This window comes from Micromonospora sp. NPDC049139 (genome assembly GCF_055586845.1).
Genome location: NZ_JBVJHK010000022.1, coordinates 24,477 through 50,315 on the forward strand (window position 1 = coordinate 24,477; position 25,839 = coordinate 50,315).

The 25,839-nt window shown below is 73.2% G+C and carries 20 protein-coding genes; 19 read left to right on the plus strand and 1 reads right to left on the minus strand.

The window, feature by feature from the left end; genetic code table 11:
• Positions 1-93 precede the first annotated feature (93 nt).
• The 3 genes from ACZ6Q9_RS28670 to ACZ6Q9_RS28680 all read left to right on the plus strand — a co-directional run bounded on the left by ACZ6Q9_RS28670 (position 94) and on the right by ACZ6Q9_RS28680 (position 2,897).
• Positions 94-894: an ABC transporter permease gene (locus tag ACZ6Q9_RS28670; protein ID WP_396829184.1), complete on the plus strand. Its 801-nt coding sequence runs from the start codon at positions 94-96 to the stop codon at positions 892-894.
• 10 nt (positions 895-904) lie between these two features.
• Positions 905-1,714, plus strand: a complete 810-nt coding sequence (locus tag ACZ6Q9_RS28675) for an ABC transporter permease (RefSeq protein WP_357701823.1) — start codon at positions 905-907, stop codon at positions 1,712-1,714.
• 64 nt (positions 1,715-1,778) lie between these two features.
• The gene (locus ACZ6Q9_RS28680) at positions 1,779-2,897 is read left to right on the plus strand and encodes a YihY/virulence factor BrkB family protein (RefSeq protein ID WP_393459560.1); all 1,119 of its coding nucleotides are present in this window, start codon (positions 1,779-1,781) and stop codon (positions 2,895-2,897) included.
• A 74-nt stretch (positions 2,898-2,971) separates the two neighbouring features.
• On the opposite strand, the gene ACZ6Q9_RS28685 is transcribed toward ACZ6Q9_RS28680, so the two are convergent.
• On the minus strand, positions 2,972-3,460 hold the full coding sequence (locus tag ACZ6Q9_RS28685) for a hypothetical protein (protein ID WP_393459557.1): 489 nt from the start codon (positions 3,458-3,460) through the stop codon (positions 2,972-2,974).
• Positions 3,461-3,908: 448 nt separating this feature from the next.
• Here ACZ6Q9_RS28685 and ACZ6Q9_RS28690 point away from each other — a divergent pair, with 448 nt between their 5' ends.
• The 16 genes from ACZ6Q9_RS28690 to ACZ6Q9_RS28765 all read left to right on the plus strand — a co-directional run bounded on the left by ACZ6Q9_RS28690 (position 3,909) and on the right by ACZ6Q9_RS28765 (position 25,672).
• The gene (locus tag ACZ6Q9_RS28690) at positions 3,909-5,087 is read left to right on the plus strand and encodes an ROK family protein (RefSeq protein ID WP_393459554.1); all 1,179 of its coding nucleotides are present in this window, start codon (positions 3,909-3,911) and stop codon (positions 5,085-5,087) included.
• Positions 5,084-6,718, plus strand: coding sequence for a sugar ABC transporter ATP-binding protein (locus tag ACZ6Q9_RS28695; RefSeq protein ID WP_393459551.1), 1,635 nt, complete (start codon positions 5,084-5,086; stop codon positions 6,716-6,718). The genes ACZ6Q9_RS28690 and ACZ6Q9_RS28695 overlap by 4 nt, the downstream gene beginning before the upstream one ends.
• The gene (locus ACZ6Q9_RS28700) at positions 6,715-7,836 is read left to right on the plus strand and encodes an ABC transporter permease (RefSeq protein WP_396829150.1); all 1,122 of its coding nucleotides are present in this window, start codon (positions 6,715-6,717) and stop codon (positions 7,834-7,836) included. The genes ACZ6Q9_RS28695 and ACZ6Q9_RS28700 overlap by 4 nt, the downstream gene beginning before the upstream one ends.
• 110 nt (positions 7,837-7,946) lie before the next feature.
• Positions 7,947-9,002, plus strand: a complete 1,056-nt coding sequence (locus tag ACZ6Q9_RS28705) for a substrate-binding domain-containing protein (RefSeq protein WP_396829151.1) — start codon at positions 7,947-7,949, stop codon at positions 9,000-9,002.
• Positions 9,003-9,055: 53 nt separating this feature from the next.
• A complete protein-coding gene (locus ACZ6Q9_RS28710; protein WP_393459619.1) occupies positions 9,056-10,261 on the plus strand; it encodes a Gfo/Idh/MocA family protein in 1,206 nt (401 codons plus the stop codon).
• A gap of 485 nt (positions 10,262-10,746) precedes the next feature.
• Positions 10,747-11,907 (plus strand): inositol-3-phosphate synthase, encoded by a 1,161-nt coding sequence (locus tag ACZ6Q9_RS28715; protein WP_393263244.1) that lies wholly within the window; start codon positions 10,747-10,749, stop codon positions 11,905-11,907.
• Positions 11,891-12,796 carry an SCO3242 family prenyltransferase gene (locus ACZ6Q9_RS28720; protein ID WP_396829152.1) on the plus strand — a complete coding sequence of 302 codons (906 nt, stop codon included), beginning with the start codon at positions 11,891-11,893 and terminating at the stop codon, positions 12,794-12,796. Before ACZ6Q9_RS28715 ends, ACZ6Q9_RS28720 begins: the two co-directional genes overlap by 17 nt.
• Positions 12,793-13,713, plus strand: coding sequence for a sugar phosphate isomerase/epimerase family protein (locus tag ACZ6Q9_RS28725; protein WP_396829153.1), 921 nt, complete (start codon positions 12,793-12,795; stop codon positions 13,711-13,713). The genes ACZ6Q9_RS28720 and ACZ6Q9_RS28725 overlap by 4 nt, the downstream gene beginning before the upstream one ends.
• A 36-nt stretch (positions 13,714-13,749) precedes the next feature.
• A complete protein-coding gene (locus ACZ6Q9_RS28730; protein WP_396829154.1) occupies positions 13,750-14,370 on the plus strand; it encodes an EboA domain-containing protein in 621 nt (206 codons plus the stop codon).
• A complete protein-coding gene (locus ACZ6Q9_RS28735; RefSeq protein WP_357450749.1) occupies positions 14,370-15,236 on the plus strand; it encodes a TatD family hydrolase in 867 nt (288 codons plus the stop codon). The genes ACZ6Q9_RS28730 and ACZ6Q9_RS28735 overlap by 1 nt, the downstream gene beginning before the upstream one ends.
• Entirely contained in the window at positions 15,236-16,426 is a 1,191-nt protein-coding gene (gene eboE, locus ACZ6Q9_RS28740; RefSeq protein ID WP_396829155.1) for a metabolite traffic protein EboE, read from the plus strand. Before ACZ6Q9_RS28735 ends, eboE begins: the two co-directional genes overlap by 1 nt.
• A 76-nt stretch (positions 16,427-16,502) precedes the next feature.
• Positions 16,503-17,939: an alkaline phosphatase family protein gene (locus tag ACZ6Q9_RS28745; RefSeq protein ID WP_396829156.1), complete on the plus strand. Its 1,437-nt coding sequence runs from the start codon at positions 16,503-16,505 to the stop codon at positions 17,937-17,939.
• Positions 17,936-19,003: a polyprenyl synthetase family protein gene (locus ACZ6Q9_RS28750; protein WP_396829157.1), complete on the plus strand. Its 1,068-nt coding sequence runs from the start codon at positions 17,936-17,938 to the stop codon at positions 19,001-19,003. The genes ACZ6Q9_RS28745 and ACZ6Q9_RS28750 overlap by 4 nt, the downstream gene beginning before the upstream one ends.
• 309 nt (positions 19,004-19,312) lie before the next feature.
• Positions 19,313-22,177 carry an RICIN domain-containing protein gene (locus ACZ6Q9_RS28755; protein WP_396829158.1) on the plus strand — a complete coding sequence of 955 codons (2,865 nt, stop codon included), beginning with the start codon at positions 19,313-19,315 and terminating at the stop codon, positions 22,175-22,177.
• A 52-nt stretch (positions 22,178-22,229) separates the two neighbouring features.
• A complete protein-coding gene (locus tag ACZ6Q9_RS28760) occupies positions 22,230-24,338 on the plus strand; it encodes a ThuA domain-containing protein (RefSeq protein WP_396829159.1) in 2,109 nt (702 codons plus the stop codon).
• Between the two features lie 326 nt (positions 24,339-24,664).
• A complete protein-coding gene (locus tag ACZ6Q9_RS28765; protein ID WP_350712241.1) occupies positions 24,665-25,672 on the plus strand; it encodes a sugar phosphate isomerase/epimerase family protein in 1,008 nt (335 codons plus the stop codon).
• Positions 25,673-25,839: the final 167 nt, after the last annotated feature.

Below are 25,839 nucleotides of genomic sequence, written 5' to 3' on the forward strand. Positions count from 1 at the left end.
CACGACAGGTGCGTACGCCGGTCGTAGGGTGGCTGCGGCCTGTCGTACCCCTTGGGTAGGAAGGCCGTGGTGAACGGGGGTGGTCGCGTGAGCGTGGCGCAACAGGCGCGGGAGCGGGCGCGGCCGTCGCTGCCACGCGTGCCGGCGCTGGCGGTGCTGGCGCACTACCTGGTCGGCTACCGGCGCACCTGGCGGGCCGGCGTCTTCTCGTCGTTCCTGCTGCCGGTGCTGACCGTGCTGGGGTTCGGGGTCGGTGTCGGGGCCTACATCGACCAGGGCGTCGGCGGGGTGCGTTATCTCGAGTGGATCGTGCCCGGCCTGATCGCGTCGACCGCCCTCCAGACGGCGATCGGCGAGTCGACGTGGCCGGTGTTCAGCAACTTCCAGTGGATCAAGACCTACTTCGCGCAGAGCGCCGCGCCGCTGCGGGTGGGCGACATCCTCAGCGGGCACCTGGCGTTCGTGCTGTTCCGGGTGGTCACCACCAGCGCGGCGTTCCTGCTGGTGATGACGCTGTTCGGAGCGCTGCGCTCGCCGTGGGCGGTGGCCACGCTGCCGGTGGTGGCGCTGCTCGGCCTCGCCGTCGCCGCGCCGACCTTCGCGTACGCGTCGGTGGTGTCCACCGACAGTTGGCTGGCGATGCTGCTCCGCTTCGCGGTGATCCCGATGACGCTGTTCGCCGGGGTGTTCTTCCCCGTCGAGTCGCTGCCCACGGCGCTGCGCTGGCTGGCGCACGCGACGCCGCTGTGGCACGGCGTCGACCTGTGCCGGGCGGCGACGCTCGGCGTCGCTCCGCAGTGGTCGGTCGCCGGCCACCTGCTCTACCTCGCGGCCTGGGCGGTCGGCGGCTGGTTGCTGGCCCGCCGCGCGTTCCGTCGCCGGCTCGTCGTCTAGGAGGGGTGTCGTGGTCAGTCTCGTCCTGCCCCGGCTGGTCGACGTCGCCGCCGCGACCCGCCGGTCGACGTCGGTGGCCGAGCGCAACGTCGCGGCCCTGAAGTCCGTCTACTGGCTGCTGCTCGTCTCCGGCTTCGTGGAGCCGCTGCTCTACCTGCTCTCCATCGGCGTCGGGGTGGGCGCGCTGGTCGGTGACCTCACGCTGCCCGGCGGCCAGGTCGTCACGTACGCGGCGTTCGTCGCGCCGGCCATGCTCGCCTCGTCGGCGATGACCGGCGCGCTGTCGGAGACGACGTTCAACTTCTTCGGCAAGATGAAGTACATGAAGCTGTACGACGGGGTGATCGCCACCCCGGTGCAGCCGTTCGAGATCGCCCTCGGGGAGTTGGGCTGGGCGATGCTGCGGGGCGGGTCCTACTCGGCCGCGTTCCTCGTGGTGATGGTGGGGATGGACCTGACCACCGTGGCCCGGGCCCTGGTCGCCTTCCCCGCGGCGGTGCTGGTCGGCTTCGCCTTCGGCGCGCTCGGCATGACGATCTCCACCTTCATGCGCAGTTGGCAGGACTTCGACCTGATGGGCTCGGCCCAGTTCACCCTCTTCCTCTTCTCCGGCACGTTCGTCCCCGCCGAGGCGTACCCGTCCCTGCTGCGCTGGGTGGTCGAGGTGACCCCGCTCTACCGCGCGGTGCACCTGATCCGCGGCGTCTCCGTGGGCACGGCCGGCTGGGCGTGGGTGCTCGACGTGCTCTACCTGCTCGCGGTGCTGGTTGTCGGCCTGCTGGTCGCTTCGCGCCGGATGGGCAGGTTGCTCTACCGGTAGGTGGTTAATCGTCGCCGCTGCCGGGGCATGTCGGGGGGACATGAGCCGAGCAGAGGGAGGGGCGATGGCCTCCGACGAGTCTTCCGCCCGCGGCGGGCGCGACCGCGACGATTCCGGGGCCGTGGCCGGCGGCAGGGCGGGCGGTGACCGCCGGACGGACCGCGCCGACCCCAGCCCGGATCCGGCGCGGCGGCACCGCCCCGGGGGCGGCCCGGTCGGGCCCGACGAGGGCCCCGAAAGCCCGACGGAGCTGCCGGGCACCGGGTGGAAGGCGGCGCTGCGGCGCACGCTCCGGGAGTTCCAGGACGACAGCCTCACCGACTGGGCGGCGGCCCTGACCTACTACGGGGTGCTCTCGATCTTCCCCGGCCTGCTGGTGCTGGTCTCGATCCTCGGTCTGCTCGGCCCGCGCGCGACGCAGGGCGTCAAGGACACGGTCAACCAGGCCGTCCCGCAGGAGAACATCCGCCAGATCGTCGAGGGAGCGATCAACCAGGCGCAGCAGAGCGGGGGCTTCGCCGGGCTCGCCGCGATCCTCGGTCTGCTGGCCGCCTTCTGGTCGGCCTCCGGCTACATCGCCGCGTTCATGCGCGCCTCCAACACGATCTACGACGTCCCCGAGGGGCGGCCGATCTGGAAGACGCTGCCGATCCGCATCGGGGTGACCGCGGTGATCGGCGTGATGCTGCTGGCCAGCGCGGTGATCGTGGTCTTCACGGGCGGCCTCGCCGCGCAGGTCGGCGAGGCGATCGGGCTGGGCTCCACCGCGGTGACCGTGTGGAACATCGTGAAGTGGCCCGTGCTGTTGCTCCTGGTCAGCCTGATGTTCGCGATCCTCTACTGGGCCTCCCCGAACGCGAGGCACGGTGGGTTCCGCTGGGTGAGCCCGGGCGGCGTGCTGGCCGTGGTGATCTGGCTGGTGATCTCCGGGCTGTTCGCCCTCTACGTCAGCAACTTCGGCTCGTACAACAAGACGTACGGGGCGCTCGCCGGGGTGATCATCTTCCTGATCTGGCTCTGGTTGAGCAACATCGCCATCCTGCTCGGCGCGGAGTTCGACGCCGAGCTGGAGCGCAGCCGCGCCATCGAGGCGGGCCACTCGCCCGACGAGGAGCCCTACGTCGAGCTGCGCGACGACCGCAAGCTCCGCAAGAAGCGCAACCAACGCAGCTCGGCCGGTTGAGACGAGCAATGATTGCTGCCACGTCCCATTGTCGGGGCGTGGCAGCAATTATCGAATGCAGTTCGGGGTGACTGTCAGCTGCAGGCTGTGGTGAGGCACCAGCCGTTGAGGGTGATTTCCTGGTAATCGTAGACCTTGTGCCAGCCGGGGTAGTACTTGCTCCCGATGGTGTCGTAGTAGATGTAGCCGCTCGGCACGTGGAAACCGTCCGTGTCGCGGAAGTCGTAGTAGTAGTGCGAATCGGACGCGGATCCCTGGCCTGCTGGCAGCCACATCGTCTTCGTGTTGTAGGGCCAGTTCCCGGAGATCAACACTGACCGTCCGAGCCGGTTCTTCACCTCACCGCAGAAGATCCCGGCGGTGCAGTTGCCGAAGACGGTCACCGACCGGCTCCCAGCGGTTTCGCGCAGTTCGGCGGGCTGCGTCGTGGTCAGGCTGCTGTCGGCGACCGACGCCGCACCGGAGGCGGCCGACGGGGACGCCTCGGCCCGGGCGGCTGGTGCGAACAACACTGTCGTCAATAGGGCGACAGCAATCATGCGGCGGCCAATTCTCATGGTCACGCACCCTCCTGAGAAAGACGCCAGGGAGGGCGCGATTCACCGTGAATGCGCCGTGTGTATTTCCCCCGTGTCTCGACCGGCACGCTACTCCCGGCGCGTCTTAAATGTCAATGCAGTGATGTGGGTCGAGGTGTAAAGCCTGATTCGGTTACATCGAACCTCTCGTCCCATTGCTGAAGATCAATTAGATCGCGGTGCGTGGCGCGGCACATGTCGCCGCGCGTGCCGTCCTTGCCGCGCGGGACCGGCCGACTCCGGCCCGCCGCGGGACGGGCTGCGGCGCGGGGTTGGGCGCCGTCGGGCTGTCGAAGCTTTTGTCCGATCGTACAAAAGTTGGGCGCAGCTCGAGCAAAGATCTAGACACGCGGCGCGGAAGTCTCCTACTGTGTCGGACACGACACATCGGCGTTGCGTCGATGTGAACGACGTGACGAAGAGGTGAGTCCCGGTGCGGACCATCGATCCCCTGCACGTACGCCTGTTGCGGCTGCTCCGCGACGAGGGGGCCGTCTCCCGGGCCGAGTTGGCGGACCGCCTCCAGATGCCGCGTCCGCGGCTGCTGGCCGAGCTGGAACGGCTCGTCGGGCTCGGTTACGTCGCCGAGGCGGGTCTCGCGGCCTCCCGGGGCGGCCGGCGCTCCACCCTCGTCGAGCTGAGCCCCCACCTGCGGTTCGCCGCCGTCGACCTGGGTGCCAGCTCGATCGACGTCGAGGTGGTCAACGGCCGCCTGGAGCCGGTCGCCGCGTACGCGGAGCCGGCCGACATCCGCACCGGACCGAAGGTGACCCTCCAGCGGGTCAACGAGCTGCTGCACAAGGCCCGGGTGGACGGCGCCTACGAGCGGCTCGACGCCGTCGGCATCGGCGTGCCCGGCCCGGTCAGCTTCCGCGACGGCGTGCCGGTCTCGCCGCCGATCATGCCGGGGTGGGACCGGTTCCCGGTGCGTGAGCTGCTCACCCGCGAGCACGGCTGCCCGGCGGTGGTCGACAACGACGTCAACATCATGGCGATCGGGGAGCGGCACGGCGGGGTCGCCCACTCCGTGGACGACTTCCTCTTCGTGAAGATCGGCACCGGAATAGGGTGCGGGATCTACCTCAGCGGCGAGGTCTACCGGGGCACCGACGGCTGCGCCGGCGACATCGGCCACATCCAGGTCGACGCGCACGGCCCGATGTGCTCCTGCGGCAACGTCGGCTGTCTGGAGGCCCTGTTCAGCGGCGCCGCGCTGGCCAAGGACGCGACCGCCGCGGCGCGCGCCGGCACCTCGCCCGCGCTGGCCGAGCGGCTCGCCGCGCGGGGCGCGGTCACCGCCCGGGACGTGGCGGAGGGCGCCGGCGAGGGCGACGTCACCTGCATCCAGCTCATCCGCGACGGGGGTCGGCGGGTCGGTGGAGTCCTGGCCGGGCTGGTCAGCTTCACCAACCCGTCGATGATCGTGATCGGCGGCGGGCTCGCCCAGCTCGGGCACATCCTGCTGGCCGAGATCCGCAGCGTGGTCTACCGCCGGTCGCTGCCACTGGCCACCGGCAATCTCCCGGTCGTCCTGTCCGAGCTGGGGCCCCGCGCCGGCGTGGCCGGCGCCGCCGTCCTGGCCAGCGACGTGGCCTTCGCGGAGGCGTCATGAACGAGCGCGAGGAGGAGAGCGTGGCCCAGCCCGAGAAGACGGCCGCCGCCACGCCGGCGGATGTCGCCCCCGCCGACGCTCCGCTGGTCGAGGCGCCCGCCGACGCCGTCGCGGGCGAGGTGGTCCTGCGCCTCACCGACGTGGTCAAGACCTTCCCCGGCGTACGCGCGCTGGACGGGGTGCAGTTGGAGGTGCGCGCCGGCGAGGTGCACTGCCTGCTCGGGCAGAACGGTGCCGGCAAGTCCACCCTGATCAAGGTGCTGGCCGGGGTGCACCGCCCCGACTCGGGGCAGGTCGAGTGGCGCGGCCAGCCGGTCGGCTTCGCCAACCCGCAGGCCGCCATGCGCGCCGGCATCGCCACGATCTACCAGGAACTCGACCTGGTCGAGGACCTGTCCGTCGCGGAGAACGCCTTCCTCGGCCACGAGCCGCGCCGGTTGGGTTTCGTCCAGCGCGGCCACATGGCCCGCCGGACACGGCAGATCCTCGGTCGGCTGGGTCACGCCGAGATCCCGCCGAACCGGATGGTCCGCTCGCTGCCGGCGGCCGCCAAGCAGGTGGTCAGCATGGCCCGGGCGCTGTCGCACGAGGCCCGGCTGATCATCATGGACGAGCCGAGCGCGGTGCTGGCGCACGACGAGGTCGGCAACCTGTTCCGAATCATCCGGGAGCTGACTGCCCAGGGCATCGCGGTCATCTACATCTCGCACCGGCTCGAGGAGATCCGCGAGATCGGCGACCGGGTCACCGTCCTCAAGGACGGGCGGACCACGGCGGCGAACCTGTCGGCCCGCGAGACCCCGACCCGCGACCTGGTCTCCCGGATGACCGGCCGCACCATCGAGTACGTCTTCCCGGACCGCCCCGCCGAGGCGGCGGCCGGCGAAGGGCTGCTCCGCGTCGACGGGCTGACCCGGGCCGGCGAGTTCGCCGACGTGTCGCTGTCCGTGCGGGCGGGCGAGATCGTCGGCATCGCCGGGCTGGTCGGCTCCGGCCGATCGGAGCTGCTGGAGACCATCTACGGCGCCCGCCGGGCCGACGCCGGCACCGTCACGATGGCCGGAAAGGCACTGCGTCCGGGCAGCGTGGGCGCAGCGGTCCGCGCCGGCCTCGGCATGGCCCCGGAGGAGCGCAAGAGCCAGGCGCTGCTGCTGGGCGAACCGATCTACCGCAACGTCACGCTGGCCACCTTCGGCCGGTACGCCCGGGGCGGCTTCACCGACACCGGCAAGGAGCGGGCTGAGGCGGACCGCATCGCCGAGAGCCTCGACCTGCGCCCCCGCGACGTCCGCCGGCCGGTGCGCACGCTCTCCGGAGGCAACCAGCAGAAGGTCGTGGTCGGGCGGTGGCTGCTCGGCGACACGAAGCTGCTGTTGCTGGACGAGCCGACCCGGGGCGTGGACGTCGGCGCCCGGGCGGAGCTGTACCAGGTCGTCCGCGCCCTCGCCGCCCGCGGCGTCGGGGTGCTGCTGGTCTCCAGCGAGGTGCCGGAGGTGCTCGGCCTGGCCGACCGTGTGCTGGTCATGCGCGAGGGCCGGGTGGTCCGCGAGGCCCCGGCCGCCGAACTCGACGAGAACACCGTGCTCGACCTCGTCATGGCGGGGTCCCTGATGGAAGGCGCACCGGCATGAGCGACACAGTGCCCACCTCCACCGCCACGCCGGGGCGCGGTACGGATCTTCCGGCGCAGTCACCGCCGGTCGACCCGGGGGAGACCGCCCTGGCCAGCGAGAAGGCCACCGGCCGACTCTCCTGGTGGCACGGCGACGCCGGCGAGGGCGGCCGCCGCAACCTCGCCCTGATCGGAGTGCTGGTCGCGCTGATCGTGATCGGCGCCCTCACCCGTTCCGACCTCTACTCCAACCCGGACTGGGTCTGGGACAACGTGCTCAGCATCCTCAAGCTCGCCTCGGTGGTCGGCGTGGTCACCGTCGGTATGACGTTCGTGATCATCGGTGGCGGCATCGACCTGTCGGTGGGGGCGATCGTCGCCCTGGCCGGGGTCTGGTGCACGACGGTGGCGACGCAGAGCTACGGCGCCGGCGGCATGATCTTCAGCGCCCTGACCGTCGGGCTCGCGGTCGGCCTGATCAACGGCCTGCTGATCTCGTACGGGCGGCTGGTGCCGTTCATCGCGACCCTGGCGATGCTGGTGGCGGCCCGGGGGCTGGCCGCCGAGATCTCCGACAAGCAGACGCAGGTCTCGGACAACGGCTTCATCAACGGCCTCGCCAGCAACAACCTGCTCGGCATCCCGCTGCTGGTCTACATCCTCGCCGCCGTCGTGGCGGCCGGATGGGTGCTGCTCAACCGCACCACGTTCGGCCGCCGCACCGTCGCGGTCGGCGGCAATCCGGAAGCGGCCCGGCTGGCCGGTATCGACGTCAAGCGGCACACCCTGCTGCTCTACGCGCTCTCCGGCCTCTGCTGCGGCATCGCGGCCATCATGCTCACCGCCCAGGCGAACTCGGCTCAGGCGGCGATGGCCAACCTGTACGAGCTGGACGCGATCGCCGCCGCGATCATCGGCGGCACGCTGCTCAGCGGCGGGCGGGGGACCATCATCGGCTCCCTGCTCGGGGTGATCATCTTCGCCACGATCACGAACCTCTTCGCGATCAACGGCCTCACCACCGAGGCCCAGAACATGGTCAAGGGCGGCATCATCGTCGCGGCCGTCCTGGTCCAGCAGGTGAAGTTCCGCAGCCTCACGCAGTTCCTCGGCCGAAACCGGCTCACCACCACCTGACCCCCTTCGAGTAACAACCTGCCGCACCTGGGCCACCCGAACAGACGACGGTGGCCGGACCTCGCACACCCGAAATCCCCCTTCACCCCCGTGAAAAACAGGAGGTCGTCATGACCCAGCACAGCCGCGACCTGTCGCGCCGCCGGCTGCTCTTCGGCGGGGCCGCCGTCGGCGCCGGCGTGCTGCTCGCCGGCTGCACCAGCAACGAGGCCCAGCCGACCGAGGCGCAGACCAAGGCGGCGGGCGCGCCCGGCGGCAACAGCGAGCCCGGCAAGCGGGTGACGATCGGCTTCTCCGCGCCGGCCGCGGACCACGGTTGGATCGCCGCCATCACCAACAACGCCAAGGCGCAGGCCGGCACGTACTCCGACGTGGAGTTCAAGACGGTCGAGGCCGGCGCCGACGCCGCGGCCCAGCGGGCGGCGCTGTCGACGCTGGTCTCGCAGAAGCCCGACGTGATCGTGCTGCTGCCGCACGACGGCAAGGAGCTCAACGCCTTCGGCCTGGAGGCGATGAAGGCCGGCATCCCGGTGGTCAACCTGGACCGGGCATTCCCCGACGCCAAGGCCTACCGGCTGCAGATCAAGGGCGACAACTACGGCATGGGCGTGGCCGCCGCCACGTACATCATCGCCCAGCTGAAGGCCAAGAACCTCACCAACCCGGTGATCGGCGAGATCGCCGGCATGGAGGAACTCGAGCTGACCCAGGAGCGGTCGAAGGGCTTCGCCGACACGCTGGCCCAGGCGGGGCTGAAGGTCGCCAACCGTCGCTCGGCCCGGTTCACCGCCGACTCGGGCCAGCAGGAGGCCGCCCAGCTGCTCCAGGCCCTGCCGAAGATGGACGCCCTTTGGAACCACGACGACGACCAGGGCATCGGCGTGCTGGCCGCGATCAACCAGGCCAACCGCAAGGAGTTCTTCATGGTCGGCGGCGCCGGCTCGAAGAAGGCGATGGAGGACATCCAGGCCGACAACACGGTGCTCAAGGCGACGGTGACCTACAGCCCGTCGATGGCCTCCTCGGCGATCTCCCTGGCCCGGCTGATCGCCCAGGGCCGGGGCATGTCCGACCTGGTGGAACTCCAGGTGCCCAAGGAGATCGTCCTCGCCTCCGAGACGATCACCAAGGAGAACGCGGGCAACTACCTGAAGCTCGGGTTCTGACACACGGGGGGAGACCCACCTTGTCCACGACAGACAGGCAACTGCGGGTCGGCATGGTCGGCTACGCGTTCATGGGCGCCGCGCACTCGCAGGCGTGGCGCACCGTGAACCGGGTGTACGACCTGCCGGCACGGGCCCGGATGGCGCTGATCTGCGGCCGGGACGCCGGGAAGGTGGCCGACGCCGCCGACCGGCTCGGCTGGGAGGCGTACACGACCGACTGGCGCGACCTGATCTCCCGGGACGACATCGACGTGGTCGACGTCTGCACACCCGGGGACAGCCACGCCGAGATCGCCCTCGCCGCGCTGGCCGCCGGCAAGCACGTGCTGTGCGAGAAGCCGCTGGCGAACACGGTCGCCGAGGCCCGGGCGATGGCCGCCGCCGCGGCCACGGCGCAGGCCGCCGGGGTGCGTTCGATGTGCGGGTTCAACTACCGCCGGGTGCCCGCGGTCACGATGATGCGCCAGCTCGTCGCCGACGGGCGGCTCGGGGTGATCCGGCACGTCCGGGCGACGTACCTGCAGGACTGGATCGTGGACCCGCAGTTCCCCCTGGTCTGGCGGTTGCAGCGGGACCGGGCTGGCTCCGGCGCGCTCGGCGACATCGGCGCGCACATTATCGACCTGACCCAGTACGTCACCGGGCAGCGGATCAGCGGGGTCAGCGCCGTGACGGAGACCTTCGTCAAGGAACGCCCGCTGCCGGGCGGGTCGAGCGGGCTCGCGGCCACGGTGGACGGGGGCGCCGTCGACGGCAACGGCTCCGACGGGCACCGCCCGGCCACCGGCACGGTCACCGTCGACGACGCGGCGGTCTTCGTGGCCCGGCTCGACGGCGGCGCGCTGGCCACGTACGAGGCGAGCCGGTTCGCCACCGGCCGCAAGAACGCGCTCCGGGTGGAGATCAACGGCTCCCTCGGGACCGTGGCCTTCGACCTGGAACGCCTCAACGAGCTGGAGTTCTTCGACGCGACGCGACCGGCCGCCGAGCAGGGCTTCAGCCGCATCCTGGTGACCGAGGGGGAGCACCCGTACATGTCGGCGTGGTGGCCGCCCGGCCACATCATCGGCTACGAGCACTCCTTCACGCACCAGATGCGGGACTTCGTCGAGGCGGTCGCCACCGGCGCCGACCCGGCCCCCTCCTTCGCCGACGGGCTCCAGGTCCAGCTCGTGCTGGACGCGGTCGCCCGGTCGGCGGAGCTGGGCTCCTCGTGGACGGAGGTGGAGCCCGCGCTGGCCTCGGTGGCCGTCTGAGCCACCTCCGGCGCCGACCGGCGAGGGACCGGCCGCGGTTGCGCCCCGCGGCCGGGACGAGGTCGGCACCGGAGGACGTGCAGCCGGGCCGCCACGGCCCGGTGGCGCACGAGCAGGACGGTCGTCCGGTGCGGCCGGACCGGGATTCCCCAGTCGCACCGGAGGACCGCCACCACCCCGGCGATCCCGCCGGGCCGCGTCACCCCACGACGTCCGGTCGGGGCGCGCCGTCGTTCCGGCCGGCGGATGCGGGGGAGGCAGGGGCGAGACGCCGACCGCCCCTGCCTGCCAGCCCCGTCCGTCCGCGCCCGCACCGGGAGCCGGTCCGGCGTCGTCGCCGCCGACGTCGACACCGGGCCGGTCGGCTCCCCCGGTGCGGGCCGGCGGACGGGGCCCATCCGCACAGATCCATATCTTTCCGAACAAACTTCTGATATCCATGTAAGCCAATGCACGGCTGGTTCCTCCTGACGGGAAGGAGCACCATGCGTACGGGTGTCTGGCTGGTGGGGGCGCGCGGCTCGGTCGCGACCACCAGCATCGTCGGGGCGCTCGCCCTGCGAGCCGGGCTCACCGGCCCGACCGGCTGCGTCACCGAGCTGCCCGACGTGCGCGGGCCCGCCCTGCCGGCCTTCACCGACCTGGTCTTCGGCGGGCACGACGTCGCCACCGTCCCACTGGCCAAACGCGCCGAGGCCCTCGCCGCCGCCGGCGTGCTGCCCGGCCGGCTGGTCGCCGCCCTCCCCGACGAACTGGCCGCCGTCGAGCGCGAGCTGTGCGCGGCCCCCACCGCCGGCACCCAGGCGGACCGGGCCGCCGCGACCGTACGCGACCTCACCGACTTCCGGGGGCGGCACGAGCTGGACCGGGTGGTCGTGGTCAACGTCTCGGCCACCGAACCGGTCGCCCGACCGCACCCGGCGCACGCCGACCCGGACGCGCTGCGGGCCGCGCTCGCCGGTCCCGAGGAGGTGCTGCCGCCCAGTTCGCTCTACGCGTACGCGGCGGTGCGGGCGGGCTGTTCGTACGTCGACTTCACGCCGTCCACCGGGCTGCGGCTGCCGGCCCTGGCCACGTTGGCGGCGCACCGCGGGATCCCGTACGCCGGGCACGACGGCAAGACGGGGGAGACCCTGGTCAAGTCGGTGCTCGCGCCGATGTTCGCGATGCGGCACCTGGCGGTGCGCTCCTGGTCCGGGGTGAACCTGCTCGGCGGCGGCGACGGCGCCACCCTCGCCGACCCGGCCGCCAACGCGGCCAAGGTGGAGAGCAAGCAGCGGGTGCTCGGCGAGACGCTCGGTTACCTCCCGCAGGGCGGCACCAGGATCGAGTACGTCGAGGAACTGGGCGACTTCAAGACCGCGTGGGACCTGGTCACCTTCGCCGGCTTCCTCGGCACCGGGATGCGGATGGAGTTCACCTGGCACGGCTGCGACTCCGCGCTGGCCGCGCCCCTGGTGCTCGACCTGGCCCGGCTCGTCGCCGCCGCGCACGCCGCCGGCCACACCGGCCCCCTGCACGACCTGGCCTTCTTCTTCAAGGACCCGCTCGGCGCGTCCACCCACTCGCTGGCCGACCAGTGGACCCGGCTGTGCGGCTTCGCCCGCCGGCTGCACGCGGGAGGTGCCGATGCCCCGCGCGGCTGACCTCGTCGAGCTGGTCCGGGCCCCGGCCGCGCTCTCGGTGCCCGGCGACGTCATCGCCGGCGCGGCCGCGGCCGGTGCGCTCGACCGGCGTACGCCCGCCCTGGCCGCCGCGTCCGTGCTGCTCTACTGGGCGGGAATGGCCGCCAACGACTGGGCCGACCGGCGGCTGGACGCCGTCGAACGCCCCGAGCGGCCGATCCCCAGCGGCCGGGTCGCCCCCGGGACGGCGCTCGGCCTCGCCGCCGGGCTCACCGCCGCCGGGGTCGCGCTGGCCGTCACCGCCGGGGGCCGGCGCGCCGCGAGCGTCGCCGTCCCGCTCGCCGCCGCCGTCTGGGGGTACGACCTGGCGGCGAAGGACACCCCCGCCGGACCGGCCGTGATGGCCGCGTGCCGGGGGCTGGACGTGCTGCTCGGCGCCACGGGTGGACGGGTGCTGCGGGCGGTGCCGGCGGCGGTCACCGTGGCCGCCCACACGTGGACGGTCACGGCACTCTCCCGCCGGGAGGTCACCGGCGCCGACGCGGCGCTGCCGCTGCGTACCCTCGCCGGCACCGCCCTGGTCGCCGCCGGCGCCGCCACCGTCCCGACGGGTCGTGCCCGGTCCGCCGGTCGCGCGATGCCCCGCCGGTGGCGTGGCCCGGCCGGCGCGGGGGTGCTGCCCGCCCTGCTGGCCGGCTCGTACGCGGCCCGCTACGGCGCGGCCCAGGCCCGGGTGGTGGCCGAGCCCTCCGCCGCCCGGGTGCGCGCGGCGGTGGGGGCCGGCATCACCGGGCTGCCCGCGTTGCAGGGCGCCCTGGCCGCGCGCGCCGGGGCCGGGCTGCTCGGGCTGGCGGTGGCGGCGGCCGCGCCCCTGGGCCGCCGGCTGGCCCGGAAGGTCTCCCCGACATGACCGCCCCGCGCCCCCGGCACGCGGCCCCGGAGCCCCGGAGCGCCGGGGTGGCCAGCCGCGACGACGGCGGGCTGCGCTTCGGCTACGGGACCAACGGGTTCGCCAACCACCGGCTGGCCGACGCGCTGGCGGTCATCGCCGACCTGGGCTACCAGGGCGTCGCGCTCACCCTGGACCACGACCACCTCGACCCGTTCGCGCCCGCGCTGGCACGGCGGGTGGCCGCCGTCGCCCGCCGGCTGGTGGCGCTCGGCCTCGCCGTGGTCGTCGAGACCGGCGCGCGGTACCTGCTCGACCCGTGGCACAAGCACGCCCCGACGCTGCTGCACGACGACCCGACGCGGCGCGTCGAGTTCCTGCGCCGGGCCGTGCGGATCGGCGCCGACCTGGGCGCGGAGGCCGTCTCCTTCTGGGCCGGCGTACGCCCCGACGCCGTCCCGCCGCCGACGGCCTGGGACCGGCTGGTCGCCGGCTGCGCGACGGTGGTCGACGCCGCCGACGCGGCCGGGGTGATCCTCGGCTTCGAACCGGAGCCGGGAATGCTGGTCGAGGACATCGCCGGCTGGCGCCGGCTGCGCGGCGCGCTCGGCGACCCGGCCCACTTCGGCATCACCCTCGACATCGGGCACTGCCGGTGCCTGGAGCCGCAGCCGATCTCCGCGTGTGTGCACGAGGTGGCCGAGCACCTGGTCAACGTGCAGATCGACGACATGCGCCGGGGCGTGCACGAGCACCTGGAGTTCGGTGCCGGCGAGATCGACTTCCCGCCGGTGCTGCGGGCCCTGGCCGACGCCGGCTACCGGGGGCTGGTCGCCGTGGAGCTGCCCCGGCACTCGCACGCCGCCCCCGCCGTCGCCGCCCGCTCGCTCGACTTCCTGCGTACCGCCGTGAAGGAAGCCGGGCAACGGGATCGGTGACGGGGCCAGCTCGGGCAGCACGAGAGAGGAGACGGGATGACACCGGATTCACTGCGGGCCGCGCTGCGGGGGGTACCCGAGCCCGACTGGCTCGACGCGGCGGTGCGGCGGGTGGCGGCGGAACCGGCGGCGATCGGCGGGCTCTTCGCGGCTGCCGGCCGGCGCTGCGGCCGGGCCCCGCTGCCGGAGCCGGCCGGCTGGAGCGCCGACGAGGCGGCCCGGGCGCTGCTGCTGACCGCGCTGCCCGCCGACCACGCCCCGCACGCCGAGTCGCTCTACCGCCACGGCGACGCCGCCGAGAAGCGGGCCGTGCTCAAGGCCCTGCCGCTGCTGCCGATCGGCGCGGCCGGGGTGCCGCTGCTGCACGACGCGATCCGTACCAACGACACCCGGCTGGTCGCCGCCGCCCTCGGCCCGTACGCCCGGCACCTCGACCCGGCCGCCTGGCGGCAGGCGGTGCTCAAGTGCGTCTTCACGGGCGTGCCGCTGGCCGTGGTGCACGACCTCGACGCCCGCGCCGACGCGGAACTCGCCGCGATGCTCGCCGGGCTGGCCGCCGAGCGGCAGGCCGCCGGCCGCACGATGCCCGCCGACGCCACCGCGCTGCTCGGCCGGCTCACCACCGGCCCCGTCCCGATCACCGCCAGGGAGGCGTGATGCGCATCTTCGACCCGCACATCCACATGACCTCGCGGACCACCGACGACTACGAGCGGATGGCCGCGGCCGGCGTCCGGGCGGTGGTGGAGCCGGCGTTCTGGCTCGGCCAGCCCCGCACCAGCGCCGCCTCCTTCGCCGACTACTTCGACTCGCTGATCGGCTGGGAGCCGTTCCGGGCCGGGCAGTTCGGGGTCCGCCACCACGCCACGGTCGCGCTGAACCCGAAGGAGGCCAACGACCCACGCTGCCGCCCGGTGCTCGACCTGCTGCCGCGCTACCTCGACAAGGACGGCGTGGTGGCGGTGGGCGAGATCGGCTACGACTCGATGACGCCGGAGGAGGACGACGCGTTCGCCGCCCAACTGGCCCTGGCCGTGGCGCACGACCTGCCGGCGCTGGTGCACACCCCGCACCGGGACAAGGCCCGGGGCGTGGAGCGCAGCCTCGCCGTCGTGGCCGAGTCCGGCATCGAGCCGGGCCGGGTGGTGCTCGACCACCTCAACGAGGTGACGGTGAAGCTGGTCCGGGACACCGGCTGCTGGCTGGGCTTCTCCATCTACCCCGACACCAAGATGTCGCCGCCGCGCATGGTGGAGCTGCTGCGGGCGTACGGGACCGAGCGGGTGCTGGTCAACTCGGCGGCCGACTGGGGGCGCTCGGACCCGCTGCTCACCCGGGCCACGGGGGAGGCGATGCTGCTGGCCGGCTTCACCGACGACGACGTCGACCGGGTGCTGTGGCGCAACCCGGTCGAGTTCTACGGCCAGTCCGGGCGGCTGGACCTGGCCGACCTGGACCGCGCCGACGTCGACCCGCCGACCGGCACGTGGGCCGGCAACTCGATCCTGCGCGGCGGCAGCTGATGCGGCTGCGGCACGCCGGTGGCGACACCGTCCACCTCGGCTACTGCACCAACGTGCACCCCGCCGAGGACCTCGCCGGCATCCTCCGCCAGTTGGACACCTACGCCGTGCCCGTCCGCGAGGCGGTCGGCGCGGACCTGCTCGGCCTCGGGCTGTGGCTGGCCGCCCCGGTCGCCGCCGAGCTGGCCGTCGACCCGGCGGCCCGTCGCCGGCTGCGTACCGAGCTGACCGTTCGGGGGCTGGAGGTGGTCACGCTCAACGGCTTCCCGTACGCGGCCTTCCAGGCGCCGGTGGTCAAGGGCGACGTCTACCACCCGGACTGGACCACGGGCGGGCGGCTCGCGTACACCCTGGACCTGGCCCGGGTGCTTGCCGACCTGCTGCCGGACGACGCGGCCCGGGGCTCGGTCTCCACCCTGCCGCTGGCCTGGCGACGGCCCTGGGACGCCGCCCGCACGGACGCCGCGCGCCGCCGGCTCGACCAGCTCGCGGCCGGTCTCGCGGTCGTCGAGCGGGACACCGGCCGACCGGTCCGGGTCGGCCTCGAGCCGGAGCCGGGCTGCGTGGTGGAGAGCACCGGACAGGCCGTCGCGGCACTGTCCGGCGTGGACACCGACCGCCTCGGCGTCTGCCTGGATCTCGCCCACCTCGCCTGCGCCTGGGAGGAGCCGGCCGACGCGCTGCGCCGGCTGCGGGCCGCCGGCCTGCCGGTGGTGAAGGTGCAGGTCTCGGCCGCCATCGAGGCGCCGGCCGAGGCGACGGCGGCGCTGCGCCGCTGGGTGGAGCCGCGCTTCCTGCACCAGACCCGCGCGGCGGGCTGCGCGGGGGCGGCGGACCCGGCGGACCCCGCCCACGCCGCCGACGACCTGGACGCCGCCCTGGCCGCGCGGCTGCCCGGGCCGTGGCGGGTGCACTACCACGTGCCGCTGCACGCCCCGCCCGAACCGCCGCTCGACTCCACCCTGCCGGTGCTGCGCGCCGCGCTGGCCGCGCTCTACGCCGGGCCCGAGGCGGGCTGCGACCACCTCGACGTCGAGACGTACACCTGGGGGGTGCTGCCGGCCGCGCGGCGGCCGGGCACCGACGCGGAGCTGGCCGCCGGGATCGCCGCGGAACTGGCCTTCGCCCACGCCGAGCTGGTCGCCCTCGGCCTGGCTCCCGCGGGCCGTCCGGCGGAGGTGCCGACATGAGCGAGCGTCAGCGAGTGAGTCATCGACACTGTGCCGGGGTGTCTCATGGCGGCGCCGAGCGGAGCGAGGTGCCGGCATGAGCCGGCGGCTGGTGGTGCTGGACGTGGTGGGGCTGACCCCGCGCCTGCTGGCGCACATGCCCCGGCTGCGCGCGGTCGCCGACGCCGGCTTCCGTGCCGAGCTGGGCACGGTGCTGCCCGCGGTGACCTGCTCGGTGCAGTCGACCTTCCTCACCGGGGCGCTCCCGGCCGAGCACGGCATCGTCGGCAACGGCTGGTACTTCCGGGACCTCGGCGAGGTGCTGCTCTGGCGTCAGCACAACGCGTTGGTCGGCGGCGAGAAGCTCTGGCAGGCGGCCCGCCGGGCCGAGCCCGGCTACACCGTCGCCAACGTCTGCTGGTGGTACGCGATGGGCGCGGACGTGGACTGGACGGTCACCCCGCGCCCCGTCTATCACGCCGACGGGCGCAAGGAGCCGGACTGCTACACCGACCCGCCGGAGCTGCACGACGCGCTCACCGACCGGCTCGGCACCTTCCCGCTGTTCAACTACTGGGGGCCGGGCGCGGGGCTGGCGTCGTCGGCGTGGATCTGCCGGGCCGCCGAGCGGATCCTCGCCGAGCAGTCCCCGGACCTGACCCTGGTGTACGTCCCGCACCTCGACTACGACCTGCAACGCTTCGGCCCGTCCTCCCCGCAGGCCGCCGCGGCGGCGGCCGAGCTGGACGGGGTGCTCGGGCCGCTGCTGGACGCCGCCCGGGCCCGGGACGCCACCGTGGTGGTGCTCTCCGAGTACGGCATCACCGACGCCTCCCGCCCGGTCGACGTCAACCGGCTGCTGCGCGCCGAGGGGCTGCTGCGGGTGCACACCCAGGCCGGCATGGAGTACCTCGACCCGTGGACCTCGCGGGCCTTCGCGGTCGCCGACCACCAGGTCGCGCACGTCTACGTCCGTGACCCGGCCGACGTGCCGGCGGTGGCGAAGCTCTGCGCCGCGCTGCCCGGGGTGGCCGAGGTGCTCGACGCCGACGGCAAGGCCGCGCACGGGCTGGACCATCCGCGCGCCGGAGAACTCGTTCTCGTCGCCGAGCCGGACGCCTGGTTCACGTACTACTACTGGCTCGACGACACCCGCGCGCCGGACTTCGCCCGCCTCGTGGAGATCCACCGCAAACCCGGCTACGACCCCGCGGAGCTGTTCTTCGACCCCGCCGCCCCCGGTGCCGCCAAGCGCCGCGCCGCCGTGGCGCTGGCCCGCAAGAAGCTCGGGCTGCGCTACCTGATGAGCGTGGTCGGGCTGGACGCCGGTGCCCAGGCGGTGCGCGGGTCGCACGGGCGGCTCCCCGCCGACCCGGCCGACGGGCCGGTGCTGCTCTGCTCCGACCCGTCCGCCGCCCGGGACCGGGTCGCCGCGACCGAGGTGAAAGCCCTGCTGCTGGAGCTGGCGGGGCTGGTCCCGCCAGCCGCGCCGCCGCCCCCTGCGGCGGCCGGACGACCGGGGGAGGCGTCGTGACCGTCACCGTCGCGCCCCCCGACACCAGCGAACTGCGGGCCCGTGTCGACGCCGAGCTGGCCGCGTTCCTCGACCGGCAGGGCCGGGACTGGCCGGACGGCGCGCCCCGGGGCGTCTTCACCGCGCTGCACCGGTTCGTGCTGGCCGGCGGGAAGCGGCTGCGCCCGCTCTTCTGCTACTGGGGCTGGCGGGGCGCCGGCGCCCCCGACGGCACCCCGATCGTGGTGGCCGCCGCCGCGCTGGAGCTGTTCCACGCGTTCGCGCTGATCCACGACGACATCCTCGATGGCAGCGACCGCCGCCGGGGCGAGCCGTCGGTGCATCGGCTCTTCGCCGACCTGCACGCCCGTTCGTCCTGGCGCGGCGACCCGGAGGCGTACGGGCGCAACACGGCCCTGCTCTGCGGCGACCTGTGCGCCGCCTGGTCGGACCAGATGTTCCACGAGTGCGGGCTGGACGCCGCGCGGGTGCACCGGGGGTGCGCCGTCTTCGCGCTGATGCGCACCGAGGTGATCGCGGGCGAGTACCTGGACCTGGTCTCCGGGGTCGGCGACGGCTCGGTGGCCAGCGCGCTGACCGTGATCCGGATGAAGGCTGCCCGCTACACGGTCACCCGGCCGCTGCAGATCGGGGCGACGCTGGCCGGGGCGGGCCCGGGGCCGGTCGCCGCGCTGACCGCTTTCGGCGATCCGCTGGGCGACGCGTTCCAGCTGCGCGACGACGTGCTGGGGGTCTTCGGCGATCCGGCCGTCACGGGCAAGTCGGTCCTGGACGACCTGCGGGAGGGCAAGCCGACGGTGATGATGGCGCTGGCCCGTGGCGCCGCCGACCGGGCGCAGGCCGCCAGGCTGCGGGAGCTGTTCGGCAACCCGGCGCTGGACGCCGACGGGGCCGCCGAGCTGCGGGGCATCATCGAGCGTACCGGCGCGCGCGAGCGGATCGAGCGGATGATCCGGGTGCGCGCCGATGCCGCCCTGGCGGCCCTGGCGGAGGCTCCCGTGACCCCCGAGGCCCGTGCCGCCCTCGCCGCCCTGGCCGCCCAGGCCGTCGACCGTTCACTCTGAGCTGCCGCCACCGGGTGCCTCCGGGACTTTTCGCGGGATCGACGAAAGTTCGCGCCCACCGGTCGGAACGTGTGGACACATAGACGTGCGTCGTTTAATGTCGGGCCATCGCGAAGATGTTTCGTCGAGGTGAACCGGCGGCGCGGGAACCCATCGACTGGTGACCTCCGAGCGGTGGCACCCCACCCCTCGCAGGTCACGGCCGGCCGGGAAACCACCCGGCGGCCGACCCCATCCCCCGCTACGGCATCCGGCGCGACGGCGCGCGCCCGCCCTGGCAGTCACCGGTCAGGAAGGGACGGCACATTCATGTCCACGAAGGACGCCCCCACCCACGGGACCGGGCGACGGTCCGCCGCCGCCGGCACGGCGCTGCTACTGGCCGCCACCGCCACGGTCGCCCTCGGCGCCGGCCCCGCCGCGCTGGGCGGCCCCACCCCGGCCCGGGCCCACCCCGTCGTCGGCACCGACTTCCAGCAGGTCACCCTCGCCAAGGGAGTCGCCGAGGTCGGCGAGCCCATGACGATCGCGGTCCTGCCGGACCGGTCGGTCCTGCACACCGCCCGCAACGGCACCGTCCGGCGTACGGACTCCGCCGGCACCACCTCGGTGATCGGCACGCTGCCGGTCTACAGCCACGACGAGGAGGGGTTGCAGGGCATCGGGGCGGACCCGAACTTCGCCGGCAACCGGCACATCTACCTCTACTACGCCCCGCCGCTGTCCACCCCCGCCGGCGACGCGCCGGCGACCGGCACCGACTTCTCCGCCTGGCAGGGCGTCAACCGACTCTCCCGGTTCACCCTCAACGCCGACTTCACCATCAACACCGGCAGCAGGGTCGACATCCTCGACGTGCCCGCCGACCGGGGCATGTGCTGCCACGTCGGCGGCGACATCGACTTCGACGCCGCCGGCAACCTCTACCTCTCCACCGGCGACGACACCAACCCGTTCGACTCGGCCGGGTACGCGCCGATCGACGAGCGCACCAACCGCAACCCCGCGTACGACGCGCAGCGCAGCGCGGCCAACACCAACGACCTGCGCGGCAAGATCCTGCGGATCAGGGTGAACGCCGACGGCACGTACGCGATCCCGGCCGGGAACATGTTCGTCGACTCGGACCCGAGGACGCGCCCCGAGATCTACGCGATGGGCTTCCGCAACCCGTTCCGGATGAGCGTCGACCGGGCCACCGGCATCGTTTACGTCGGCGACTACGGGCCGGACGCCGGCACCACCAGCGCCCGGGGCCCCAGCGGACAGGTCGAGTTCGACCGGGTCACCGGCCCCGGCAACTACGGCTGGCCGTACTGCACGGGCACCAACACCGCCGCCGAGACGTACGCCGAGTGGGACTTCGCCACCGGGACCGCCGGGGCCAAGTACAACTGTGCCGGCGGGCCGACCAACAACTCCTTCCGCAACACCGGCCTGCCCACCCTGCCCGGGGCGAAGCCCGCCTGGATCCGGTACGCCGGCGACACCGGCAGCCCGCCGGAGTTCGGCGGCGGCTCCGAGTCGCCGATGGCCGGCCCGGTCTACCGGTACGACGCCGCGCTGGACTCCGCCACCAAGTTCCCGCAGTCCTTCGACGGGCAGTTCTTCGCCGGGGAACTCGGCCGGGGCTGGGTCAAGCCGATCCACCTCGACGCCGGCGGCGCGCCCGGCACCATCGACACGTTCCCGTGGAACGGCAAGCAGGTCATGGACATGGCGTTCGGGCCGGAGGGCGCGCTCTACGTGCTGGACTACGGCACCGGCTACTTCAACGGCGACGCCAACTCGGCGCTGTACCGCTACGACCACATCGCTGGCGGCAACCGCGCGCCGACCGCGGTCGCCGCGGCCGACAGGACCTCCGGCACGGCGCCGCTGACCGTGAACTTCTCCTCGGCCGGGTCGTCGGACCCGGAGGGCGGCGCGCTGACGTACTCCTGGAACTTCGGCGACGGCACCACGTCGACGACGGCCAACCCCAGCAAGACCTACACCGCCAACGGCACCTACCGGGTCACGCTGACCGTCCGCGACCCGCAGGGCGCCACCGGCACGGCGAACGTGCAGATCGGGGTCGGCAACACCGCGCCCACGGTCACCATCAACAGCCCGGCCAACGGCCAACTGTTCAGCTACGGCGACACCGTGCCGTTCAGCATCACCGTGACCGACCCGGAGGACGGCGCGATCGACTGCACCAGGGTCAGGATGACCTACGTGCTCGGCCACGACAGCCACGGCCACCAGATCACCTCCAGGACCGGCTGCTCGGGCTCGATCACCATCCCCGTCGACGGCGAGCACGACGACGCGGCGAACATCTTCGCCATCTTCGACGCGGAGTACACCGACGCGGGCGGGCTGACCACGCACAAGCAGCACACCCTCCAGCCGCGCAAGCGCCAGGCGGAGCACTTCAGGACGTCCTCCGGCGTCAACACCTTCGACAAGGCCACGGCCGAGGGCGGCAAGACCGTCGGCGACATCCACAACGGCGACTGGGTCGCCTTCGAGCCGTACAAGCTCGACGACGCGACCTCGTTCAGCGCCCGGGTCTCCTCGGCCGGCTCCGGCGGCACCCTCCAGGTGCGGGCCGGCTCGGCCACCGGCACCGTGCTCGGCACCGCGACGGTCCCCGTCACCGGCGCCTGGGACACGTTCACCACGGTCAGCGGCAGCCTGTCGGGGGCGCCGGCCGGCACCACCACGCTCTACCTGACCTTCGCCGGCGCCGGCACCGGCGCGCTCTACGACGTCGACTCGTTCACCTTCACCACCGGCGCGACGGTCCGCACCGGCCCGCTCGTCGGGCTCGGCGGCAAGTGCCTGGACGTGCGCAACGCCGCCACGGCCGACGGCACCCAGATCCAGGTCTACGGCTGCAACGGCACGGCGGCGCAGAGCTGGACGGTGACGCCGAACTCGACGGTGCGGGCGTTGGGCAAGTGTCTGGACGTCTCGGGTGGCGGTTCGGCGGACGGCACGAAGATCCAGCTCTGGACGTGCAACGGCACGGGCGCGCAGAACTGGTCGGCGCAGCCGGACGGGACGCTGCGCAACCCGCAGTCCGGCAAGTGTCTGGACGTCTCGGGCAACAACCCCGCCGACGGCACGGCGGTGCACCTGTGGACCTGCCACACCGGCGCCAACCAGAAGTGGACCCTGCCCTGACCCGACGGGGAGGGGCGGCACGCCCCTCCCCACCTCGGCATTGGAGAGCGACATGCGCAGACTCCTGCGAACCGTCCTCGGCGCGGCCACCGCCGTCCTCGCCGTCCTCGCCTGCACCACCCCGGCCGCCCCGGCCAGCGCCGCCGACGCCCCGTACGACGTGCTGGTCTTCTCGAAGACCGCCGGCTTCCGGCACGACTCCATCGCGGTCGGCACCCAGGCCATCCGCGACCTCGGCGCGGCCAACAACTTCACCGTCACCGCCACCGAGGACGCCGCCCAGTTCACCACCGCCAACCTGGCCCGGTACGAGGCGGTCGTCTTCCTCAACACCACCGGCGACGTGCTCGACGCCACCCAGCAGGGCGCCTTCGAGGCGTACATCGGCTCCGGCGGCGGCTTCGTCGGCGTGCACGCCGCAGCCGACACCGAGTACGACTGGTCGTTCTACGGCAACCTGGTCGGCGCGTACTTCGCCTCGCACCCGCACATCCAGCAGGCCACCGTGAAGGCGGAGAACCGGGCGCACGCCGGCACCGCGCACCTGCCGCAGACCTGGACCCGCACCGACGAGTGGTACAACTACCGGACCAACGCCCGGTCCACGGCCCGCGTGCTGGCCACCCTCGACGAGTCGTCGTACTCGGGCGGCTCGATGGGCGCCGACCACCCGCACTCCTGGTGCAAGACCCACAGCGGCGGCCGAGCCTTTTACACCGGCGGCGGGCACACCCAGGCGTCGTACGCCGAGCCGGCCTTCCGGGCGCACCTGCTCGGCGGCATCCGGTACGCGGCCGGCCGCACCAGGGCCGACTGCCGCCCCGAGACCGGCTACACCGCGCTCTACGACGGCTCGACCACCGGCTGGTCCCAGGCCGGGCCGGGCGGCTTCGGCAACGCCGACGCCACCCTCACCTCGGTCGGCGGGATGGGGCTCTACTGGTACAGCGCGAAGCAGTTCACCAACTACTCGCTCAAGCTGGACTGGCGGCTCGCCGGCGACGACAACTCCGGCGTCTTCATCGGCTTCCCGCCGTCGGGCGACCCCTGGTCGGCGGTGAACAACGGCTACGAGGTGCAGATCGACGCCACCGACGCGGCCGACCGCACCACCGGCGCGGTCTACACCTTCAAGTCCGCCGACCTCGCCGCCCGGGACGCGGCGCTCAACCCGCCGGGGGAGTGGAACACGTACGAGCTGCTCGTCGAGGGCGAGCGCCTCCAGGTCTTCCTCAACGGCGTGAAGATCAACGACTTCACCAACACCGACCCCGCCCGGTCGCTCGCCGGCCACATCGGGCTCCAGAACCACGGCACCGGCGACGACGCCTCGTTCCGCAACATCCGCATCAAGGAGTTGGGCACCACCCCGCCGACCGGCGACACCACCATCCAGGCGGAGGCGTTCAGCTCGGCCGGCGGCGTCACCCCGTTCACCAAGGCCGGGGCGAACGGTGGCCAGACGCTCGGCCACATCGACCCGGGCGACTGGGCGGCGTACGACGGGGTGGACCTGACCGGCGTCACGTCGTTCCGGGCGCGGGTCGTCTCGGGCGGGCCCGGCGGCACCCTCCAGGTGCGTACCGGATCCACGACCGGCACCGTGCTCGGCGCGGTCGCGGTGCCGAACACCGGTGGCTGGACCACCTTCGCCGACGTCACCACCACCCTCGGCGGGGTCCCGTCCGGCACCCGCACCCTCTACCTGACCTTCACCGGGTCCGGTTCGGGGCTTTTCGACGTGGACGACTTTACCCTGGTCAGGCCTGGCGGCAGCGGCGGCGTGGGCCCGATCCGGGGCCTGGCCGGCAAGTGCCTGGACGTGCGCAGCGCCGCCACGGCCGACGGCACCCAGATCCAGATCTGGACCTGCAACGGCAGCGCCGCGCAGACCTGGACGGTGACGCCGAACTCGACGGTGCGGGCGTTGGGCAAGTGTCTGGACGTCTCGGGTGGCGGTTCGGCGGACGGCACGAAGATCCAGCTCTGGACGTGCAACGGCACGGGCGCGCAGAACTGGTCGGCGCAGCCGGACGGGACGCTGCGCAACCCGCAGTCCGGCAAGTGTCTGGACGTCTCGGGCAACAACCCCGCCGACGGCACCCCCGTGCACCTCTGGACCTGCCACACCGGCACCAACCAGAAGTGGACCCTGCCCTGACCCGAGTCCCCGCGATCTTGCAGTTGGTGCCCCGGCATCTCGGGCGAACGCCGCGAAACACGGGCCGAAACTGCAAGATCGCGGGGCGGGACGGTGGAGGGAGGGCAGGGTGCGGGGGGTTTCCTCGGGCCGCCGGGGTGCCTAGAGTGGGGGCGGCGACCGTTGTGGTGGTCGGTGAGCCGGCGGGAGGCGCAACCCGGCGGGCCTCGGTGCGCTGCGCACCCACCGGCACGCCCCCGCGGCCCCGCCGTTCACCGGTACCGGCCGGTCACCCTCGCCCCGGCCCGCCCGGACGGAATCCCCCATCACGACAGGGGAGAAGGACAATGGCGCGACCCATCACGCTCTTCACCGGCCAGTGGGCCGACCTTCCGTTCGACGAGGTCTGCCGGCTCGCCTCCGAGTGGGGCTACGACGGGCTGGAGATCGCCTGCTGGGGCGACCACTTCGAGGTCGACAGGGCCCTCGCCGACGACTCGTACGTCGACCGGAAGCGGGAGACCCTCGCGAAGCACAACCTGAAGGTGTACGCGATCTCCAACCACCTCGTCGGCCAGGCCGTCTGCGACCACCCCATCGACGAGCGGCACCAGGGCATCCTGCCGGCCCGGATCTGGGGCGACGGCGAGCCCGAGGGCGTACGCCGCCGGGCCGCCGAGGAGATCAAGGACACCGCCCGGGCGGCGGCGAGGCTCGGGGTGGACACCGTCGTGGGCTTCACCGGGTCGTCGATCTGGCACACCCTGGCGATGTTCCCGCCGGTGCCGCCGGAGATGATCGAGCGGGGCTACCAGGACTTCGCCGACCGCTGGAACCCGATCCTCGACGTCTTCGACTCCGTCGGGGTCCGCTTCGCCCACGAGGTGCACCCGAGCGAGATCGCGTACGACTACTGGACGACCAAGCGGGCGCTGGAGGCCGTCGGGCACCGGCCCGCGTTCGGGCTGAACTGGGACCCGTCGCACTTCGTCTGGCAGGAGCTGGATCCGGTCAACTTCATCTTCGACTTCGCCGACCGGATCTACCACGTCGACTGCAAGGACGCGAAGGTGCGTACGGGGGACGGGCGGCGGGGCCGGCTCGCCTCGCACCTGCCGTGGGCGGACATGCGGCGCGGCTGGGACTTCGTCTCGACCGGTCACGGCGACGTGCCCTGGGAGGACTGCTTCCGGGCGCTGAACGCGATCGGCTACGCCGGCCCGATCTCGATCGAGTGGGAGGATGCCGGCATGGACCGCCTCGTCGGCGCCCCCGAAGCCCTGCAGTTCGTCCGGCGGCTCGCCTTCGACGCCCCGGCCGCGGCCTTCGACGCCGCGTTCAGCAGCAAGGACTGAGCACCCGTCAGCAGCAAGGACCGAGCACCCGTCGGCGGCACGGACCGAGTCCCGGCTGCCGGTCGACGCCGCGTTCGGCGGCACGGACCGAGGGCCCGTCAGCGGTCACGGCCGCGTGCGGCAGCGGGGACTCGGTCCGCGGCGGGGGCTCGGTCCGCGGCGGGGAC

What these genes read in the sequence shown, in the direction of transcription:
- ACZ6Q9_RS28680 (WP_393459560.1), top strand. Translation starts at nt 1,779, where the DNA reads ATGGCCTCCGACGAGTCTTCCGCCCGCGGCGGGCGCGACCGCGACGAT.
- ACZ6Q9_RS28695 (WP_393459551.1), top strand. Translation starts at nt 5,084, where the DNA reads ATGAACGAGCGCGAGGAGGAGAGCGTGGCCCAGCCCGAGAAGACGGCC.
- ACZ6Q9_RS28700 (WP_396829150.1), top strand. Translation starts at nt 6,715, where the DNA reads ATGAGCGACACAGTGCCCACCTCCACCGCCACGCCGGGGCGCGGTACG.
- ACZ6Q9_RS28705 (WP_396829151.1), top strand. Translation starts at nt 7,947, where the DNA reads ATGACCCAGCACAGCCGCGACCTGTCGCGCCGCCGGCTGCTCTTCGGC.
- ACZ6Q9_RS28710 (WP_393459619.1), top strand. Translation starts at nt 9,056, where the DNA reads ATGGTCGGCTACGCGTTCATGGGCGCCGCGCACTCGCAGGCGTGGCGC.
- ACZ6Q9_RS28715 (WP_393263244.1), top strand. Translation starts at nt 10,747, where the DNA reads ATGCGTACGGGTGTCTGGCTGGTGGGGGCGCGCGGCTCGGTCGCGACC.
- ACZ6Q9_RS28720 (WP_396829152.1), top strand. Translation starts at nt 11,891, where the DNA reads ATGCCCCGCGCGGCTGACCTCGTCGAGCTGGTCCGGGCCCCGGCCGCG.
- ACZ6Q9_RS28725 (WP_396829153.1), top strand. Translation starts at nt 12,793, where the DNA reads ATGACCGCCCCGCGCCCCCGGCACGCGGCCCCGGAGCCCCGGAGCGCC.
- ACZ6Q9_RS28730 (WP_396829154.1), top strand. Translation starts at nt 13,750, where the DNA reads ATGACACCGGATTCACTGCGGGCCGCGCTGCGGGGGGTACCCGAGCCC.
- ACZ6Q9_RS28735 (WP_357450749.1), top strand. Translation starts at nt 14,370, where the DNA reads ATGCGCATCTTCGACCCGCACATCCACATGACCTCGCGGACCACCGAC.
- eboE (WP_396829155.1), top strand. Translation starts at nt 15,236, where the DNA reads ATGCGGCTGCGGCACGCCGGTGGCGACACCGTCCACCTCGGCTACTGC.
- ACZ6Q9_RS28745 (WP_396829156.1), top strand. Translation starts at nt 16,503, where the DNA reads ATGAGCCGGCGGCTGGTGGTGCTGGACGTGGTGGGGCTGACCCCGCGC.
- ACZ6Q9_RS28755 (WP_396829158.1), top strand. Translation starts at nt 19,313, where the DNA reads ATGTCCACGAAGGACGCCCCCACCCACGGGACCGGGCGACGGTCCGCC.
- ACZ6Q9_RS28760 (WP_396829159.1), top strand. Translation starts at nt 22,230, where the DNA reads ATGCGCAGACTCCTGCGAACCGTCCTCGGCGCGGCCACCGCCGTCCTC.
- ACZ6Q9_RS28765 (WP_350712241.1), top strand. Translation starts at nt 24,665, where the DNA reads ATGGCGCGACCCATCACGCTCTTCACCGGCCAGTGGGCCGACCTTCCG.